We start from the raw sequence: 19,474 nt of genomic DNA on the forward strand, positions 1-19,474 counted from the left end.
TCTTTTTCCATATTTGCCATTTACCTACCTCAGCTGTCCGCCCAGCAGTCCTCCAGTTTGGAGCTTCATTTGCTGGCTGGGCGGAGTGATGCCGTGTGGATTGATAGGGATCACCCATTACCTATAAGCGGAAGCGGCGTGGTAAACTCAGGGGCATCACCAACCTTCGAATTCCAACTGCGCCATGCCCTGCCGCTATCCGAACACTGGCGGTGGGTGAATGGGCTGGCCTTTGGAGTGGACTCCTATAAACTAAACGCTTACATAGATAAGGACTTCAACCGCTTTGGATCGGGGTATTCTGAGAATTATATTAATGCAGGCATCTACCACTTTGCCTTGCTCACTGCCATGCGGTATGACCGGTCATTCAATGAGAAGCATGGCTTTTGGGTGCAGTTGGGGCTTCAGGCGGCTTACTTTGTGCGGGGTTATGTTGTGCTAGGTCATGGTGTCCTTTTCAATGGTAGCCCAGGCGAACTCCTTTTCGATTCTGAATTGACCATCAATGACGCTAACGATATCGCCTTCGCCCCTGAAATCCAGCTCGCCTACCGCCGCACCCTTGGTCAAAGCCGGTGGAAGCTATTCCTGGGCACCAGTGTTGTTGTTTCCAGGTTTGAATCTGCACAGGGAACCTTTCAAATCTTTGGAGACAACGAGGTACGGTCTGGAACACTGCAAAAAAGGTGGCTGAAAGCGGGGCTTAACTTGGGGGCGCAGTATGCGCTTGCTAAGCCTTAGAATAGAATTTAATACCTGAAAAGACGAATTCGCCACCAAACCAAACTATCGGTATCATCCCGGGTTCAACAAAAAGAAGGGGCACCTAATCCTATATTCCAAATTTTAGAACATGTGGCAAGAATTCGTTTCCTCGTTTGAGGAATTTCAAAACTCCCTAATTGATCAATCACCGGAGATTGCCTTGGGCATATTGATGTTGATTGCATTTACGTTTCTGGGGATATTTCTGCGTTCGGTTACCCAGAAAAGGCTTTCCAGGCGGGTGGAAGACCGGTTGTTGGTGAATTTTATCGGGAGGATGATTTTCTTGGTTTTCCTGATTTGTGGGATCACCATTTTCTTAAATCAAATAGGTCTTGGCAAAACAGCAAGTGGGTTGCTAGCTGGCGCAGGTGTATCGGCTATAATTTTAGGCTTCGCTTTTAAAGATATCGGAGAGAACTTTCTTGCCGGCTTTTTCCTGGCTTTCAGCAGGCCCTTTGGAACCGGCGACTACATTGAGGTCGAAGGCCTGACCGGCATAGTAAAAGCCTTGAATTTTCGCAACACCCACATCCGGACCTTTGAAGGGAAAGATATATTTATCCCTAATGCCATGCTGATCAAAAACCCTCTGATCAATTACACCCGCGATGGGCTGTTGCGGCACGATTTCGTGATTGGCATCGATTACGGCAATGATATCCTGGAAGCCCGTCGGCTTATTCTAAAGTCCATACGAGCTGATCAGCGAATCGAGCAGGGAAATGACCTCGAACCCTTTATGCTACTGGAAGAATTCGGTACGAGCACGGTGAACATCCGCGTATTCTACTGGATCAATTCCTATAATTTCACAGGCCAAATAGCCCGTTTGAAAACAGAAGTCATGAACAGCATTCTTCTGAATTTAACCGAAAACGGATTTAGCCTCCCCGCTGATATTGTTGAGCTGAAAATCTACCAGGAAGGGAAGCCTATTCCTGTGCAGCTGATGAAAAATTAGAATACGCGCCTTTCGAAAGCTTGCTGTGTTGATAGGGTGGTAAATCTGCCGCCAACACCAAGTACGCACGCCGGCGGCAGATCACCCACTACCAAAAATACCCCACCACCACAGCCGTAATCAACAGCAGGATAATCGCCAGGTAGCGATAGTTTTGGTACCAGGGCAAGCTACGCAGTTCCTCTGTTTCTTCCCGGAACAATCGGCGGTTCCAGGTCAGGCTATTGACCTGCTCTTCAGTTGGAGCGGGAGAAGAAAGGCTCACCAGAGCATGCACGATCAGGCAAAGTATCCACATGATGAAAGCCATGGTTAGGAAGTGGATATCAGTAAGGGCGGCAATCCAGCCGGCCGGGGCTTCACCTTCGGGCAGCCCGCCTACGTAGACCTTTAGTATGAGCATAATCACCGCGAAGACAAAGCCAAACAACAGGCTCACAATTGACCCTCTGGCACTGGCTCTTTTCCAAAACAGGCCAAGGACAAAGGTGGCTACTGCCGGAGGCGCTGTATAACTGATCACCAGCTGCAGGTACTGCCAAAGCGAGTCGGACACCTTCTCAATAAAAGGTACCCAGGCGGCAGCCAGTACCACCAGTATAATCGTTGCAATCTGCCCGGCACGGACCAACTGCTTACTGGTCATATCCGGCTTGATGTTGCGCACGAAATCCATAGTGATCAGCGTGGAGGCGGAGTTGAAAGTCGCAGATACGGAAGACATCATCGCGGCCAGCAAACCAGCGACGACCAGCCCGAGGATACCGGAAGGCAGCAGTTGCATCAGCAATACCGGATAAGTCAGGTTGGCGCACTCAGAAAGGTCCTGACAAGGGGTGCCATCTGCGGTAATGTAATTCAAACCGGAAATATCGAGGTCGTTGTAGACCAGCAGGGCCAGCACACCCGGCACTACCATGATAAAGATGACCGGCAGTTTGAGCAATCCGGCAAAGAGGGCACCCCAGCGGCCGTGGTTGAGGTCGCGCGCACCGAGCACCCGCTGTACCATGAACTGGTTGTTGGCCCAAAAATAGAACCCAAGCAATGGCACACCGGTAAGCAAGCCGTACCAGGGCATAAACTCATCATTGCCCGGCCGAACCAGGCTAAAGGCTTCCTCAGCAGTACTGGGCGCAAAATGTCCGGCGGCCCGGGCGGCTTCCACGCTGGCTACGCTCCCCGATTGCAGGCGCTCCGTGAGGGCAGCCATCATATCGCCCCATCCGCCACCAAATTCCTGAAAGGCAAAGTAGGTCAGCAAACAAGAGCCGATGACTAGAAGAATCGCCTGTATGACTTCGGTCTGAATCACAGAGTTAAGCCCCCCGGGAATGGTGTAGGCCGCTGCGGCAATGGCCAGCAATAAGATAATTTGCCAGGAGGGCAATGCCGGGAACAACAGCTTCAGCACAATACTGCCAACATAAAGGCCCGCCGCCGTATCCACCATGACATTACCGACGATGGTAATGAAGGAGAAATAGTACCGTGATTTCCGGTCGTACCGCTTTTCCAGGAACTCGGGCATGGTGTATACGCCCGATTTCAGGTAAAACGGCAGGAAGAAGATGGCAAAGAAAATCAGAACTACCACCGCAAACCACTCGTAGTTGTAGACGTGGATATTGGTTTTGTAGGCATCTCCGGCCAGGCCAATGAGGGTGGAACTGGAAATATTAGCAGAAAACAAAGCAATCCCCACAATCGGCCAGGTCATGCCTCTGCCGGCCAGGAAGTAATCTTCAGAACTATCGCGTTTACCATGGTAGATACCGTACCCGATAATCAGTACGGCGTAGGCGAGCATGATACCGATGTCGAGCCCACTGAGCTGGAATTGGTCCATAATTTAGTTTGGTTAGTTTAACGTTCGTTTTAGTAAAATTTGGTCACAGAGGCATGGGCTAAAAAAGAGCGGCGTCATAAAGACCCGCTCTTGTAAGAAATCACCCGACTGTTATTAAGAAGAAGTTGCCTTCTTCGAAATATACATTCTTATATATTTTCAGAGGTTGGCGCCCCGGTTGTACAATTATTGCATAGCAAAGTTAACGAAAACAAGTTAAATGTTAAAGCAATCTTAACAGATTCACCAATTTCCTTTAGTTTTTACACTAATATGAAATTAGAGAATATTCGCTGCTGCTTATTTGTATATACAGATAATGCCCCGGTTTTGTTCCCAATGCACCAAATTTGGACAATATTCAAAATAGATAAGGCTGCGTTTGCTGAATTGCTGTAGATTTGAAAACTTCTACTGACTGCTAGTTTGGGCACGGCACATTGTTAAATTCTTTCTACTCTGTTCCGTTACCTTTTGAAATATGGAGCAGCATTAGCCCCTCAAAAGCAACTTCGCTTCCTTTGCAAATTCCCGGAATATAAATACTTTTGGAAGCAAAGCGACAATTGTTCGGATATTTAAACTTATATCTGAACAAGTTAAAACAAATCATAACTAATAATGGCACAAATTAAAACCCAACTCCGGGAGTACCTCTTGACAGAATTAAATCTCCCCCTACAACCTGAAGAACTGCAAGACGACACGCTGCTTGTTAGTGATCGTATTATGGATTCCATTTCTTCTCTCATGCTGGTAGAGTATCTGGAGAAAACCTTCAACATCAGCTTTGAGCCGCATGAGGTTACAGCGGAAAACCTTGACTCCATAAATATTATCGAGGCATTTGTCAATCACAAACAAGTCAGTGCAAAGGCTGCATAAAAGCATTCTTCATCAGGCAGCAACTAACCCCGAAGGTATCGCGATTCAGTTTCCTATTGAAAAAAGGAACTTCACTTACGGCCAACTCCATAATCTGGCATACGAGATAAGCCTTGCCCTTCAGGCACTTTCCCTGCCCAAGGGCAGTATCGTAGCCCTTTACCTGGATAAATCGCCGGAAGCCATCGCTGCCATCCTGGGTATATTAATGGCAGACCTTGCATATCTGCCACTGGATGTGGATGCGCCTGATTCACGGAATCGATTCATCATTGAGCAAAGTCAGGCTCAGGCTATTATGACCAGAGAGGACGTTAAAAACCCTTTCCCGGCACTGGTCATTCCTTTCCGTACATTCTACGGACTTGCCCTGTACCGGTCTTCTGCAGAGGCATCCGTCTTAAGCGGGCCAGAAGGGCTGGCCTATGTGCTTTATACCTCAGGCTCAACAGGTCTGCCTAAAGGCGTAATGGTAACGCACAAAGCGGCCCGGGCATTTGTGGATTGGGCTCGCGACACTTTTGTATTACGGCCGGAGGATACGCTTACCTCCATTGCGCCTCTGCACTTTGACCTGTCCATCTTTGATATCTTTGCCGGACTGAGTGCGGGCTGTACACTTTTGCTCCTTACGCCATCAGAGTCAAAAAACCCTTTGCTCCTCAGCAGCTATATAGCAGAATATGGTGTGACTACGATTTATGCCACTCCTACCCTTCTCCAATTAATGCCTCGGTTTGGAAAAGCCAGCCGGTACGATCACAGCAAACTCCGTCAGGTGCTATTTGCGGGGGAAGTTTTTCCTATTCCGGCACTCAGAGCCCTACAGGAAATATGGCCTGCTGCCAAGTTTTACAACCTCTACGGCCCTACCGAAACCAACGTCTGCACCTGGCATCCACTGCCGCCAACCGGTACAGACGACCGGCAGGCCCCCTATCCTATCGGACAGCCCTGCCCCTATGATCAGTGCGCCATACTACAGGAGGACGGGAGCATTAGCGATAAGCTCACGGGTAACGGAGAGCTTCTGGTGGCCGGCGCCTCTGTAATGGCCGGATACCTGGGCATGCCGGAGCAGACCCGTCAGGCCCTGGTAGCGCACCAGGGACGAATGTGGTACAAAACCGGAGACCTGGTAGAAGTCGATTCCAATGGCGATCTCTTGTACCACGGGCGCAGAGGCAGAATGATAAAGCGGCGGGGTTACCGCATTGAGCTGGGCGAAATTGAAACTGCTCTGCATCAACATGAAGCCATCGCGCAGGCGGCCTGTCTTGCACTGGAAAAAGAACAATCGGTAAGTGCGATATGGGTGTTTTATGTAGCTCCGGAAGGCCCGCTGCCCCATACCCTATTGACGGAGTTTCTGGCAGACCGGATACCGGAATACATGCTGCCTGACCGGTTTGTGCATCTGCCGGAAATCCCACAGACTTCCAGCCAGAAAACCGACTATCAGGCCCTAAAGCAACTGCTATAATGTACACTTTTGCACCGTCGGAAAAGCAGCAGCAACTTCAGTCTTCCCTTGCCGAATTCATCAGGCAGGAGCTGGCTCCACTGCTTGACCCCAGTGCAAAAACGTTCCCCTCCGAAGCCTGGACAAAAGCCGGTGAGCAACGGCTGCAGGGGCTCGCCATCCCGGAGACATACGGTGGGCGTGGGCTGGATGCAATGGATGTTTTCCTGGCACTTGAAACCCTGGGGTATCATTCCGAAGACAACGGCTTCAACTTTGCCATTAGCGCCCATTTGCTGGCCTGTACAGTGCCGGTCTGGTTGTTTGGGACGGAAGAACTCAAAGCGGAGTACCTTCCAGGCTTATCCAATGGGGCACTCACTGCTGCCAATGCGATGACCGAGCCAGCATCAGGCTCCAACGCCTTTCGTATGCAAACAACCGCCATGCCGCTTGAATCCGGAGATTTCATGCTGAACGGCAACAAGTGTTTCTCCAGTAATGCACCAGTTGCCGATGTGTTGGTTGCCTACGCTGCCAATGACCCTGAACGGGCGCACATGGGCGGCATTACCGCCTTTCTCATCGACCGTAAAAAACACCCCTTTTCCACCGGTGCCCCTCTTGAAAAGGCAGGCTTGCATACTTGTCCGCTGGGAGATATTTTCTTTGATCAGACCCCTGTGGAAAATCGTTTTGTTATCGGAAAGTTAGGGCGGGGCGCATTGGTTTTCAACCGCTCTATGGAATGGGAAAGAACTTGTCTGGGCGCTACACATATCGGAAATATGCAACGGCTGCTCGACAAAGCGGTCCGGCTGATCAAAAACACCGATGCGGGCACCTTTGGCGAGGCAACCCGACAGGAAATCGCCTACTGGCAGGCGCAGCTTGATGCTATAAGGCTCAATGGGTACGCTCAGGCCTGGCAACTGAGCCAAAAGAAAGCTAATCCGCGAGGAGCAGCTTCCTCTAAGCTCCTCATCAGTGAATTGTACAAAAAAATGACAGTAGCCCTTTGCAACTGCTTAGGGGAAAAGCAATATCTTGATGATGACTTTAACCGGTCGCAGGCAGATGCACTTAGCAGCACTATTTACTCTGGCACATCTGAAATTCAAAAACAAATCATAGCTCAGTCGATAGGGCTGTAAAACCATCTCATCATGAACACTTCAGCAGACATCATCATTATTGGAGGCGGGCCAAGTGGTTCGTCCACAGCAACTTACCTCGCCCGTCTTGGATATGACGTTCTTGTGCTGGAAAAAGAGCATTTCCCACGCGAACACGTTGGCGAGTCCATGCTTCCCTTCACTTACGACCTCTTTGAAGAACTGGGTTTGCTGGAAGAAATGAAAGCCCGCTTTACCCGAAAGCCAGGTGTCACGTTTTCCAATACGGATGCCAGCCAGGAGTCACATTGGTGTTTCAACCGGGTCATTGATGGTCCGCAGGCCCTTTCCTTTCATGCCCGCCGTGCCCACTTTGACGATCTGTTGCTGAGAAACAGTGAAAAGAATGGCGCCACCGTTATCGAGGGCGCAGCAGTAACGGCTGTGGATTTTGAGCCGCAGGGCGTCAAAGTCACTGTTGAAATTGATCACGGTGCCCCGCAAATATTTGAAGCCCGCTTTTTGGTGGATGCCAGTGGGCAGAATGCTTTTGTCGCACGAAAACTCGGCACACAAAAGCCATTTAAGCGGCTAAATGTGCGGCAAGCGCTATCGGCGCACTGGGTAGATACGAAGCTCGACGCCAGTCTGGCTAATGGCAACATCAAAATTGTCCACCTGGGCGGCGAAAAGCTGGGCTGGATCTGGATGATCCCGATCAAAGACAGCTTGAGCATCGGTGTGGCGCTCAATATGAGCTATGCCAAACAGGAGCGCAAGCGGCTGATGGCCGAGCACGGGCGTGATGGCTGGGAAAAAGCCCTCTATTTACAGGAAGTGCAGTCTTCGCCGGCAGTAATGTCTGTCCTGAAGGGTGCCAAAATGATCGACGAAGTAGCCAGTAATGGTGATTTTTCCTATTACAGCGAGAAAAAATTTGATGATCAGTTTGCCATCGTTGGCGATGCCAGCGGCTTCCTCGATCCCATCTTCTCCAGCGGCATCTACCTGGGTATGATGAGTGCGAAGCTGGTTTCAGGCGGGATTGATGAAATGCTGAAAGGCAATGGCAAAGGGCGCCTTGAAGAGGCTTACAAGGATATTTCCGGCGGCTATCAGGTGGTGGAAGAACTCATTTGTACCTTTTATGAGCCTAACTCCATTGCCTTCTCTGACATTACGGTAGACCGGAACTTTGGCTTCAGGAAGTTTGAAACCGCCTACTCCATACTGCACCTGATCCTAGCCGGTGATTTCTTTAAGAACCATGAGCGGTACCTTAAGGCAATATCTACGCTCAAAAGTGCAGAGATGATCGAGAAATTTAAAAGCCTGACCGGTCATGGTGAAGAGGCTAAAATGAACGAGGTATGCCTAATGCCCTAGTAGACAATATCTCAATGAAAGAGGAGATACTAGCAAAAATCCTCATCGTATTCGGTTTGATTGCTAGGAATTGAGTTATTTTGATGCTCATTTAATCATCCATACAAAATCAAAGATAATGAAGAAGTCATTAATCTTGTTTTCTGCATTTATGCTGGGCATTTTTCTTGTGTCCTGCTCAGAAGGTGCACCAGACAACAATAGTAAAACAGAAACAACAGCTAGTACAGAGTCAACTAATGACAAGCCTAATCCTGATAAGGCTCAAATTGCCATTCCTGAGGACCAATCTACAGAGGATTTCGTTTTTGACAAACTCAAGAAAGGATTTGACAGACGGGGGATTAAGTTATCTGCAGATCAAGAAACAGCCTTAAAGCAACTAATACGTGAAAACGACCTAACAGCAGAAAATCTTAAAGCGAAAAGAGCAGAGATATTCCAGAAGGTGCAAACAGAAATCCTGACGGATGAACAAAAGGCTTCAATAAAAAAGAGGTAATCCAAATACATCAAAGAGGGATCAGCTGGCATACTGGCTTTTCCCTCTTTTTTCTTGGTTGGCCCCACTAATTGATTTCAAACAAAAGATAACTCCCTCTGTAAACTGTTTCCCCTCTAATACCCGCCCGCCCGGGAATACGATGTTTCCCCAGCGGTACGGTCTCACCGGGTTCGCCCTTCACCACATTATCCGTAAATATGAGTCGGACTTTGGGGGAGGTGAACAGCATTTGGGAAAAACGCCGGGTTTTTTCTGTGAGGGACTTTTCAGGGGTACGGTCCAGACTAGCCGTATTCATATCGAACAGGATATAACGGAACCTCTCTGCTTTGAGTACATCGATAAAAGCATCTTCTTCTCCATCCAGTGCCCGCATTATCTCGTCATATTTGCCAAGCTGATTGTCCTCCAGTACGCGGCGATCATTGAAATTGATGTGATAGTTGAAGAAAGTGCCTACCCGGTAGACTTTGTCTTCTTCGTTTTGATTGATGTAATCAATGGCTTCACCAAGATATGGCTTAAAAGATGACAAGGTTTCCGTAGCATTTAAACCTTCCCCAAAAGACCGCAGGGCCGGTTCCTGATAGATTAGGCCTGCATTTTTGGGAGGCTGCAAAGCAGATATAAAAACTAAAGCATAACTCATTAAAATATAAGCAGCCAGCGTCGCGCCTACTGCCCATGACCGAACGTTTCTGTACTCAAAGCCCGTAGACTGCGCTCCATAAACAAGACAAATCATTAAGGTAACCAGCATTGGAAAGCCGTACCAGGTAATGCCGCTGCCAATAAGCAGCCAAAGTCCACCAAAAGCGATCGTGAATAAAAGCAGATAGCGGACTTTCTCGGCACTGCCTTTCCAGCGGATTTTAAGCAGCCAACCTGTTAAACCGCCCAGCAAAAGCAGTGTGGCAAAAACACCGGAGAAAGCCATGTTTGATGCGGCCTCAAATATTGACGCTAATGGCCTTGCAGCAAGCAATAATGTATTGTTAAAGGGGCCCCATATACCATTCACAAAACTTTCGTAAGCAGGCGGGGCGCTCCGTAATAGTTGTTCCTGCACTACTGTCAACCCTTCTTGATGGTCTACCGTCCATACTCCAAGCAAAAACAGGAGTATGGATAGCACAAACAGGGCTAAGTTCGGAATGAGCCTGTTTTTCCCTTCTGAAAACAACAAAATGGGGAACAAAACCAGAAATAAAATTCCAATATCGATGTATTGTGACTTCAAAATATTGGTATTCATGGTCAAATCGTAAGGCAGGGAGGCATAAAGGGGCAAACCTGATTCATACCCCAGATAACGCTGAATCTCCTCCCGCTTTGCCAGAGCGCCGGCTGAGAACAACAAGTCTTCAGTTGGTTCTTCAGCAGCTTCTCCTATCGTCGGCTCACTGCCATCAAGGTCGGCAAGGCGCAACCGCATCGCCTTAATTTTCTCCTGCTGTTCGGGCAGGATTACTTGTTCTTTCAAAAAGCTCAGGAGCTGGGTACGGTCCAGATTTTCAGGGCCCGTAACTCCCGACTGCTGCAGGAAGCCTACAATTTGCTCCTGTTGTTTAGAGGAAAGGCTAACATCCTGGTCAGCAGCACGTTTTTTGATGATCTCCAGTAACCTCTCCGGGTAGCTCACCTCTTGTGATTCGACTTTTATCTGCGGAGTCGGAAAAGGGGCTTCCAGCATCGTCTGAACCCCCACATTCCCATTGGCAGACAAGTTGCGAATACCCCATGGCGCAAAACACAATAAAGCAGCCCCTCCGGAAAGAAAGAAAGCCCCTAGTAAGGCTTTAAGGTTTATCCCCTTCATCCATGCCGGCACCAACAGTACAACACCTGTTCCCAAACCAATCAGCCCTGGAACGTAGGGTGCCGTTTCCCCAAAAGGGAAATAGCCAAAATTATTTCCACCGAACAGGAAAAGTACTCCGGAAAAACCAGTAACGATACTCATCGCCAGCCAATAATTTCCAAGCCGGTAGCCAATCACGGTAAAAAGGGCCACAATACCGAGTAAGCCGGTGTACTTAATGCCAAAGGCGAAGCCCAGCAGCCACCCTGTGAGTAGCAGCATCCACTGAGTTGCCGAAAGGCCGAAGGGCAGCTTGGCGGAAGGTCCATCCGTAGTATCAGGCTTGGCAGTCCCCGTCCAGAACTCAATCAGCATAAGGACTGCCGCCAGGGTGATGAAGGTAAAACCCAGGTCCACTTTCTCATCGTAAAGGTAGTGAAAACTGAGGCTGGGGTTTAAGGCCAGCAGCCCAACAGCTGCCCAGGACCAGCTTCTGCTCAAGAGGAGCCGGGCTAACCTAAATGCAGCCAACAGCACCAGTAGGAAGGAAAAATGCGCAATGCCGATTGAAAATACCGCTTTCCCGAACAGCACCTCTCCAAGACTAAGGACAAGTTGCCAGTAGTAGGCCTGCCCGCCTTCGATCAGCCCTTTGTAATCAATGATTAGCTGAGTGGTATTCATATACAAAGCTGCACCATCAAAGCCAGTGGGAAAGGGCTTGACCGCTCCAATCCCATTGACTGCAAGCGTACTCAGCAGAAAGAATATTGGCAGCTGCATCCACCGATTTTTGTATTTATAGGCTTGCCGTTTTAGTAAAGTACCCTGCCAGAGACTCCAAACCTCCCGGTAACGCCACCCTAAAACCCCAAGGGCCATAATTCCGGCAACCATAGGAGTGAGTTGATGAACAGCCCCCAGTAAAAATACCACTATCCCGATAAAACTAGTACCGATAGCAACCCGGAGCAGGCTTGTGGTGCCTTTTGAGAGACGGTTGGACAGGAAAGATACTCCTGGCTGACCGGCTACGTAGGCCAGGGTGTAAAGCAAAAACAAACCGCCGTGTACCAGAACATTTATCCCCAAAAAGCGCCAAAGCCCGGCCGGGGTATCAAAAATGCTGTACCGGTTGTTGAATACAAGCATCGTGACCACCTGAAAGAGTAAAAACAATCCGTAGACCTGAAGTCCATTCACCTTACGGGTCCGGCCAGATTTCCCGCTGAAAACCCACCAGGCCCAGGCGCCTGCTGCAATGACGGTGTTGGCAGCAATCAGGTCTGTATTGGGTATCATCACCAGGCTGGTAAAGTAATAAGGATGAAACCCCAGGTAAGCAATTAGCACCAACAGCACCCAGATGATACTGAATACGCTGATTAGGGTACGGTTGGGGGTTTGTGATACTGGAGTTTTCATACTTGTTTAATATTTGGGAGCTTGTCGTTGATTTTTATTTTCGGGCTTGCTGGTAGGTCAAAAAGGTTTCATAGGCCGTTCGCAGCCAGGAGAACCCCCTGGCCCGGCGCAGGGCGGTCTTTCTCAGAGCGGCTTCATCGGCGCGTAGTATCTGTTCCATACCTGCCCGGATGGCTTCTATACTTCCTGCATCCACGCCAATCCCTCCATCTCTTACGACCTCGGGCATGGAGCTGTTGTCGCCATACAGCACCGGCGTACCGCAAAGCATAGCCTCCAGTGGCGGCAGGCCAAACCCTTCGTAATGGGCCACATAACACAAGGCTTTTGCACCTGAGTACAACGCAGCAAGGTCCTCATCTTCTACATAACCGGTAAAATAGATGGAGGAAGCATAAGGATGCTCCCTGTCGTAAAGAGCGTCCACCTTCCAGCCGCGTTTTCCGCACACCACAAAGGTTAAGTCTTCGTAGGCTCCTCCGGTAGATTTAAGCTGAATGAAAGCGGCGAGGGTATTAGCAAGGTTTTTCCGTGGCTCTATAGTTGAAAGGCTCACCAGATAGGGGCCTTCCGGTATTCGGTACCGGTCCCGGACAAGCCTGAGGTGTGCGGGGTCCTTTATAGGATGGAATAAATCACCGTTTGCGGCTTCATAAACCACCTGCACATCGTTCTCCCGAATCGAGTACTGATGGAGAATATCCTGTTTTGTAGCGTTGGAGACCGCTATTATCCGGGCATTCACCTTTTGCAGGAACCGCATTCCAGCTTCAGAAAGCTTAATGTTATGCCTTTCGTGAAATTCAGGAAAGACCAAATGTGTCAGATCGTGTACGGTCCCAACGACTGGCAACTTAAAGTGTTTAATAAAAAAGTAGTTCTGAGGCAGTGGGATATGAACCAGGTCGTAGGATTGAATAATACGCTTTCGCTCTGCCCGTGAGCGGAAGCGCCTGATATTGATGCTCAGCCAATGCAGGATAGAACGGGCAGGCGACCTTGTGTACAACCGCCGCATCGGTTCGTATATGGACAGGGGGATATTATTGGCAAGCCACCCCTTAAACTGAAGCAAAAGGCTTTCATATCCGGAGAGTGCCTCTTCCTGAAGAAAGTCTTCATCCGTGACTTCATTTTCTATGCCTGATTCGACCTCCTTGTTGAGCATTTCAATTACCGCATCTAAAGGTCTAATGGTATCTCCTATCATGCAATCGACGGTAAAAAAAGTGGGTAGCTGAAACTGCAATGCCTGCAATGCCTGTAGTAGCTCTACCTGATACCTGCGGACTCCATCCATAGTTGCATCTGAAAGCTTATTGGCTTCCATTAATACCCTTACCGGTGTCAGGGATTTTCCGGGCTCGTGTCCTCGCCAATAATCAAAATGCTCCAAGGTTTTGCCGTGGAGCTCGTAGACCAAAGGCAGCAGGGTGGCAGGCATTTCTTCTTTCCATGCCCCTGCCCGCCCCTTCCTGAAGTTCTTTTGGGCCAATGCAGCCACTTCTTCTTCCTGTGCCAAAAAGGTAGCCCCGCTTCCGTACTGAGGCTGTCCAAACTTCAACTTCTCAAAGGTTGGCAATCTTTCCCGGTTGGGCTCAGGTAAGTCCACCACTTTTCGGAGTTTTTCCACTTCGCGAAGCGGATCTTCAATCAAGTCCTCATACCGGATAATAACATCCGCTTCAGCCGTCCATTGCTTCACATTTTCGGACCAGCCACCGAAGTAGCTGCCCCCAAGCGCGAGGGTTGCCTCCAGCAGGTTGGTGTAGAAATCCGTACCCGGTTCTATAATATCTTTTCGGTGGTGGGCCAGAGAAACGAGCGCATCCCGCCCATCGCGAACAAGGTATACCTTGGGCGCGGCGCGGTGTTCCTCCGGCAACTGATCCGGCAGCAGGTGGGTTTTCACAAAGGGATAGGCGGCGTAGTTTTCATCCATCGGATAGTTGTCTTCCCGATGGAACGTACTTGATTCCAACCCGTAAACTTCAAACAGAATGTTTCTAAAAAAGGTATTGCCCGAACGAGGGAATGAAGCCAGCCATATCATATTTCGTGCATCTATTTCTGAGCCCTAAGTTAAAAAAGTTAATTTTATGACCTTAAAAATATGGTAAATCTATGGCTGATAAACGCAGAGTACTGTTTCACCGGACCTGGACGAAGCCCAATGGCGGAACCAGTGGTGGTCAGATGAAGGTGCGTGATGCGTTTGTTCATTTTCAAGCTTCAGAACAGTTTGAGCCTAAGGTCTACTTTCCGCCCTCAACGCTCTGGGTAGACAATCCGGGCAACGTTTGGCGCCCTTTTCGGAAACAAGGCATTGCCTCATGGTCTGTTTGCCCGGACGATGTGCTCTTCTTTTCCGGCCATGACTGGAATATCCTTAGCCAAGCTGAACGGGAACACCCGCCTGTCCCCATTCTCAATATCGCCCAGCCAAGGCACACCAATCCGGCGGACAAAAGGCACGCTTTTTTAAAGCACCCCGCCATCCGCATCGCTAAGAGTTCGATTGGCAAAAAAATACTGGAAGACCACGGCGTCAACGGGCCCGTGTTCCTCATACCGGACAGCATTGACTTTACTTTACTCCCTGAGCCTAATCCCAGTCCCGATCTGGATCTCCTCATCGTAGGGTTAAAAAACCCGGGCCTTGCCAAGCGGCTGGAGCAGCGCCTCCTACGCAAAAACCGATGGCGGTGGCGCAAGTGGAAGATCAAAGCGCAAACCCCTCCCCTGCTGCCTACCCGGCAGGATTTCCTCCAACTCCTCAACCGGGCAAAGACCGTTGCTTATCTGCCGCTGGATGCCAGCCGGGGCGCAGAAGGGTTCTACCTGCCGGCCCTGGAAGGCATGTACCTGGAGAAGCTCGTCATCTGTCCCTACGCTGTTGGGAATATTGATTTTTGCATTCCTGAGAAGACCTGCATACAGCCGGAGTACAACGAGGAGGCCATCTTGGAAGCCATCCTGCGGGCGCTCCGAATGCCGGACAACGAGCGGCAGGCTTTCATTCGGCAAGCCAAGGCCATCACCGCCAACCACGACATCAAAAAGGAAAAACAATCCATGCTGGACCTGCTGCACCAGACAGATGCGCTTTGGGCAGATCAATCGCTTTTCGAATATGGACAATAATACGGGTCAAAATATCATCCTCACCGGGCCGCCGCGCTCCGGCACAACATTGAGTTGCTTCCTACTCAATCAGTTGCCGAACACCATTGCGCTGCATGAACCCATGAACCTGGGAATGTTTCAGAGCCAGGAACAGGGCCTTGAGGAAACACAGCAGTTTTTCGCAGCCATGCGGCAGAGCCTGCTCACAGAGGGTAAGGCTTTGTCCAAAGTCAAAGCCGGCGCCATTCCCTCTAACCCCTTTGGTAAGGCGGAGCAGGGCAAACGAGCCAGTACCGTTAAAAAAGACTGGATCCATTTTGACAAGCCTCTTCAGCCAGACTTCACGTTGATCATCAAGCAGAATGCGCACTTTACCTTTTTGCTGGAGCCCCTCAACCTGCTCTATCCGCTTTACACAATTATACGTAATCCTGTCTCCACGATTGCCTCCTGGAATACCATTCAGGCGCCGGTCTCCAAAGGCAACCTGACGGTGCTTAAAGGGCTGCGCCCCGCGCTGTTTGAAGAATTAGAATGCATACCTGACCTACTGGACCGGCAGGTGCGCCTGCTGCATGAACTTTACCTCCCTTACCGCTTGCTTCGGAAAGATCAGATCGTTCGCTACGAGGATATTGTCGAAAGCAATGGGGCAGTGCTGAATCATCTTGTGCCCTCAGCTTCAGGTATTCACCATCCTCTCGAAAACAAAAACCGGAATGCTATATATGATGACTCAATTAGATCAAACATTGCTGAACGCCTGCTTCGCTTTGGAGGCAGCTATCTAGATTATTACACCGAAGAACAGCTAGTCTAAGTGGCTGGGAAGGCCCGGTTGCCCACTCAATCCTACTCACCTTTTCCTTTGCTAAGTAAAGATTGTGCAGACTGCCCATCTTCGTATTGCTTTACAAAACCAAGGTATTCATGATATGCATTTTGCCATTTCATCATTGCTTCATAGAACAAGGGGACTTTGGGTATTGCTCTTTCAATATGCTGATGCACCCACGGCTTCCTTTTGCCAGCAAAGTGTATTAATTTGGCGGTATCCAGCGTACAACCTTCTTGCGCTTTCATTATTTCAGCGAGCCCTAACCTAAAGTTGTAAGTGCCCGGCAAAAGATGATAGTTTTTATGAAAACACTTGTTTAGCAAATACTGGTCAGTTGTTGGGTGTTTAAGCTCTTGGTACAACTCAGGAACCAAAAACCCCAATAGCTTTCTATAGTTTTTTTCGTTGATCCAATCTGCTGTGAAAAACATAATACCTGCATTAAAGGTACGGTACCAGTACTGACCTGTAGTACTTTGCGGCTGGACTGTTAAGTAAGTGATACTGTCCTTTGCTTTCCCCATATAAGTAGCCCGGTCAGGAACGCACATCATAGGATGATCCATTGCCATAAGTTCACTGAAATCGCTGCAGATCAACACGTCGCTGTCTATATACAAATAGCGATTGTACCCTTTTAGCCGAAAAATATTTAGGGAGTAAAAAATCATCTTTCTAGGGCCCAATTGCGGGCTTACCGCTACTACCCGCTCTATAGCATCAGAAAGGTCTTTTTCAGGCTCTGCAAAAATCACATTAGGAAAGCGCTCAAGCATTTGTTTTTCCTGCAAATTCAGGTCGCAGGCATAAATGATTACGTCCCCATCAAACCACTTGTTGTGCTTGAAAAAGGAATAAAGCATGACTAAGGTGCCAGGTACAAAGTCTGAGGAAGTGATGGTGACCAGGCAATGAGGTTTTTGCTTAGTTTTTGACCAGATAGGCATTTTAAAGTAGATTTAAGTGACAGATCATAAAACCTCACTTTTCAGTAGCTCACATCTCGAAGTGACGGATTTTTTTTAATTTCAGTTCTTTAAGATCGTCTGTCATTTTATCACCTACGATATCATTAATATAGTACTCAAGTGCTTCTGTGGTATTCCGGGAGTCCTGTAGTAAGCGCCCTCCACGCATGACCAAAACCCGGTTGGCAAGTGCCATTACTTTTCGGATCCGGTTAGTCACGTACAATACGGCCCGCTCTTTCTCCTGCACATACTCGCCGAGGTGTTCGTAGCATTTGGTTTTGAAAAGGCTATCGCCTACCGCGAGCGCCTCATCAATAATGAACAAGTCTGGCTCCGTAGCAATGGCTACAGAATAGGACAAGCGCGCGCGCATACCGGAAGAATAGTTGCCGACTGGCGTAGCGAGCGCATATTCTAACTCAGAAAAGTCGATAATAAAGTCTAATTTACGTTTGAGTTCTGCTTCCGTCATGCCAAAAATAGCCGCCTTTAGTTTGATGTTTTCCAATCCGGTAAACTCGTTGCGCAGCCCTACATTTAGGGCAAAAATAGGCGTTACTTTTAAAGGCTTGGGGTAAAGCACCTTTCCTTTGGTAGGGTGGTAAATGCCCGCAATAATCCGCATCAGCGTCGTCTTCCCGGAACCGTTAGCTCCAACAACCGCAATGACCTCTCCCGGGGCAACCTTGAAAGACACCTCATTTACCGCCCAAAACTCCTCAGGGCGAAGCGTGGTGCTTATCGGCTTGCCCACAGCCTGACGGGCTACATCCGTAATTCCATAATACAAACTGCGCTTTAGGCGTCGGCAGAATTTTTTGGACAGTTGGTCAACTTCTAACAGATGGTCAGCCATGAGCTTAAGTTAAGTGGAATTAATTATTGATGAGCCGCTCCAGGACAAGAGTGCTGGATTTTAGTAAGAACCGGAACGAAATTACGACCAACAACATACTTATACCTGAAAAAATCAGATATTCCAAAGGCCTGAACAGCGTACCACTTGTCAGGAGGTCGCGGCTAAATCCAATCAGATACGTTAGCGGATTGTACCCCACGATTACTTCCAGCCAGCTAGCTGTAATTTTGGGAGTGTATACGATAGGGGTCAGGAACATTAGCAGCTTCATCCCTTCGTCAACTAAATTGGCCACATCCACCATAATCACCCGGAAAATTGCCACAACCATTCCGATCGCCATGCCCAGAAGCAATAGTGGAATAAGTGAAAGCGGAAATAGCAAGGCCATAGCAGAAAACCGAACGCCAAATGCCAGCAATACGATCAGGTTGACAGCAAATGGGATGATAAAATTGATCAGGTGTACCACTACCTTTTGCGTCAGCAAGGGCTCAAAAGGTACTTCAGACATAATCAGCATACGCCCGTTTTTGGTCAGCAAATTGCTTGCAGACTTGTAAGCCTCCAGAAAGAACCCCCATATAGAGGTGCTGAGCAATACATAGGCAGGATAAGGGATATCCGTCTCACCAGGATTTACCACACCCGCTCCGTTTAGAACAACCCAGATGATAACCGCCAGAATAGGCAGGATGAACATCCAAGCCATACCCAGAAAGGATTTCTTGTACATGCCTATGATTTCCACCTGTGTCAGTTGCTTGACCAGGTACCACCAGGCTTTTATCTTTCTCAGGAAGGTTCTCATACCCGTTTTTTAAGTAGCCGAAGCTTACCTTTATTTCGATAAAGATGATTTATAGCCTTGTTTAGCCACAAATGCACCAAGGGAAGAGTAAGCGCCCTCATCCTTCGGCAAGTTTGCACCTAAACCGTCAACGTAACGGTTAAACATACAAAAAGCGCTTGAAATCAAAACTGTATCGTGTATTTCTTCATCGCTGGCACCGGCAGCATGAGCGTTGCTGATCTCTTTTTCCATAGCATGCAGTTCATTGGACTGAATGAGTTTAGCCAGCTTCAGCAGCGCTTTCAACTTTGGCGTAACCTTTTCAGATTCCACCTGATAAATGGCACATTCCAGTATTTCACCTTCTTCGGCATCGGCACTTTCCATTACAGCTTTATGCATTTTGTAACAGAATTCACAACCATTAAGATGAGAAACAAAGGTAGCAATCATCTCCCGCTGAGCAACTGATAAAGGCGAAGGCCCCTGCAATAAAGCATTAGTAAACTCAGAAATTATTTTTCCAGTAACCGGTTTGTAGAGCAGCAACTCCACAATTCCCATGCGATTATTTCCTGAATCAATATAAGCCATAGTTACTCCTCTAAATTAAACCGTTCATTATTGCCATTTACAAAGCAACGAAGTACAATTAGAAATATAGCAACTCAACGCAAAAAATTTATACTTTAGGGACTGAAAAATCGAACCTGACAAAAGGCAGCGA

At 48.6% G+C, this 19,474-nt stretch carries 16 protein-coding genes; 9 read left to right on the forward strand and 7 right to left on the reverse strand.

The genetic code is table 11. The features are described 5' to 3' along the window. Positions 1–138 precede the first annotated feature (138 nt). The gene (locus MRY86_RS15385) at positions 139–744 is read left to right on the forward strand and encodes a hypothetical protein (protein WP_293571613.1); all 606 of its coding nucleotides are present in this window, start codon (positions 139–141) and stop codon (positions 742–744) included. Positions 745–856: 112 nt separating this feature from the next. Next, positions 857–1,732 carry a mechanosensitive ion channel family protein gene (locus MRY86_RS15390; protein ID WP_293564729.1) on the forward strand — a complete coding sequence of 292 codons (876 nt, stop codon included), beginning with the start codon at positions 857–859 and terminating at the stop codon, positions 1,730–1,732. Positions 1,733–1,820: 88 nt separating this feature from the next. Here MRY86_RS15390 and MRY86_RS15395 read toward each other — a convergent pair whose 3' ends face one another. Continuing rightward, on the reverse strand, positions 1,821–3,581 hold the full coding sequence (locus tag MRY86_RS15395; protein ID WP_293564727.1) for a sodium:solute symporter: 1,761 nt from the start codon (positions 3,579–3,581) through the stop codon (positions 1,821–1,823). A gap of 621 nt (positions 3,582–4,202) precedes the next feature. Here MRY86_RS15395 and MRY86_RS15400 point away from each other — a divergent pair. From MRY86_RS15400 to MRY86_RS15420, 5 genes are all read left to right on the forward strand, one after another. Continuing rightward, entirely contained in the window at positions 4,203–4,466 is a 264-nt protein-coding gene (locus tag MRY86_RS15400; RefSeq protein ID WP_293564725.1) for an acyl carrier protein, read from the forward strand. Then, the gene (locus tag MRY86_RS15405; RefSeq protein ID WP_293564723.1) at positions 4,450–5,949 is read left to right on the forward strand and encodes an amino acid adenylation domain-containing protein; all 1,500 of its coding nucleotides are present in this window, start codon (positions 4,450–4,452) and stop codon (positions 5,947–5,949) included. The genes MRY86_RS15400 and MRY86_RS15405 overlap by 17 nt, the downstream gene beginning before the upstream one ends. Beyond that, entirely contained in the window at positions 5,949–7,082 is a 1,134-nt protein-coding gene (locus MRY86_RS15410; protein ID WP_293564721.1) for an acyl-CoA dehydrogenase family protein, read from the forward strand. Before MRY86_RS15405 ends, MRY86_RS15410 begins: the two co-directional genes overlap by 1 nt. 12 nt (positions 7,083–7,094) lie before the next feature. Beyond that, entirely contained in the window at positions 7,095–8,429 is a 1,335-nt protein-coding gene (locus MRY86_RS15415; protein WP_293564720.1) for an FAD-dependent oxidoreductase, read from the forward strand. 118 nt (positions 8,430–8,547) lie between these two features. Next, entirely contained in the window at positions 8,548–8,931 is a 384-nt protein-coding gene (locus tag MRY86_RS15420; protein ID WP_293564718.1) for a hypothetical protein, read from the forward strand. 67 nt (positions 8,932–8,998) lie between these two features. Here MRY86_RS15420 and MRY86_RS15425 read toward each other — a convergent pair whose 3' ends face one another. Together MRY86_RS15425 and MRY86_RS15430 are read right to left on the reverse strand one after the other, a co-directional pair. Continuing rightward, a complete protein-coding gene (locus MRY86_RS15425; protein WP_293564716.1) occupies positions 8,999–12,160 on the reverse strand; it encodes a hypothetical protein in 3,162 nt (1,053 codons plus the stop codon). 34 nt (positions 12,161–12,194) lie between these two features. Next, positions 12,195–14,213: a glycosyltransferase gene (locus tag MRY86_RS15430; RefSeq protein ID WP_293564714.1), complete on the reverse strand. Its 2,019-nt coding sequence runs from the start codon at positions 14,211–14,213 to the stop codon at positions 12,195–12,197. Between the two features lie 71 nt (positions 14,214–14,284). On the opposite strand from MRY86_RS15430, the gene MRY86_RS15435 reads away from it, so the two are divergent. Together MRY86_RS15435 and MRY86_RS15440 are read left to right on the forward strand one after the other, a co-directional pair. Then, on the forward strand, positions 14,285–15,304 hold the full coding sequence (locus MRY86_RS15435) for a hypothetical protein (protein ID WP_293564712.1): 1,020 nt from the start codon (positions 14,285–14,287) through the stop codon (positions 15,302–15,304). Continuing rightward, complete coding sequence (locus MRY86_RS15440; protein WP_293564710.1) at positions 15,294–16,106, forward strand: hypothetical protein; 813 nt, start codon at positions 15,294–15,296, stop codon at positions 16,104–16,106. The genes MRY86_RS15435 and MRY86_RS15440 overlap by 11 nt, the downstream gene beginning before the upstream one ends. 32 nt (positions 16,107–16,138) lie before the next feature. Here the strand turns inward: MRY86_RS15440 and MRY86_RS15445 are convergent, their stop codons facing one another. From MRY86_RS15445 to MRY86_RS15460, 4 genes are read right to left on the reverse strand one after another with little or no spacing between them, the layout of a single operon-like run. Next, positions 16,139–17,071 (reverse strand): glycosyltransferase, encoded by a 933-nt coding sequence (locus MRY86_RS15445; protein ID WP_293571615.1) that lies wholly within the window; start codon positions 17,069–17,071, stop codon positions 16,139–16,141. 49 nt (positions 17,072–17,120) lie between these two features. Next, positions 17,121–17,951, reverse strand: a complete 831-nt coding sequence (locus MRY86_RS15450; RefSeq protein WP_293571617.1) for an ATP-binding cassette domain-containing protein — start codon at positions 17,949–17,951, stop codon at positions 17,121–17,123. A gap of 19 nt (positions 17,952–17,970) precedes the next feature. After that, a complete protein-coding gene (locus MRY86_RS15455) occupies positions 17,971–18,765 on the reverse strand; it encodes an ABC transporter permease (protein ID WP_293571618.1) in 795 nt (264 codons plus the stop codon). Positions 18,766–18,795: 30 nt separating this feature from the next. Further along, positions 18,796–19,341, reverse strand: coding sequence for a carboxymuconolactone decarboxylase family protein (locus MRY86_RS15460; protein WP_293571620.1), 546 nt, complete (start codon positions 19,339–19,341; stop codon positions 18,796–18,798). Positions 19,342–19,474: the final 133 nt, after the last annotated feature.

This window comes from Phaeodactylibacter sp., from assembly GCF_022763345.1.
Lineage (GTDB): Bacteria > Bacteroidota > Bacteroidia > Chitinophagales > Saprospiraceae > Phaeodactylibacter.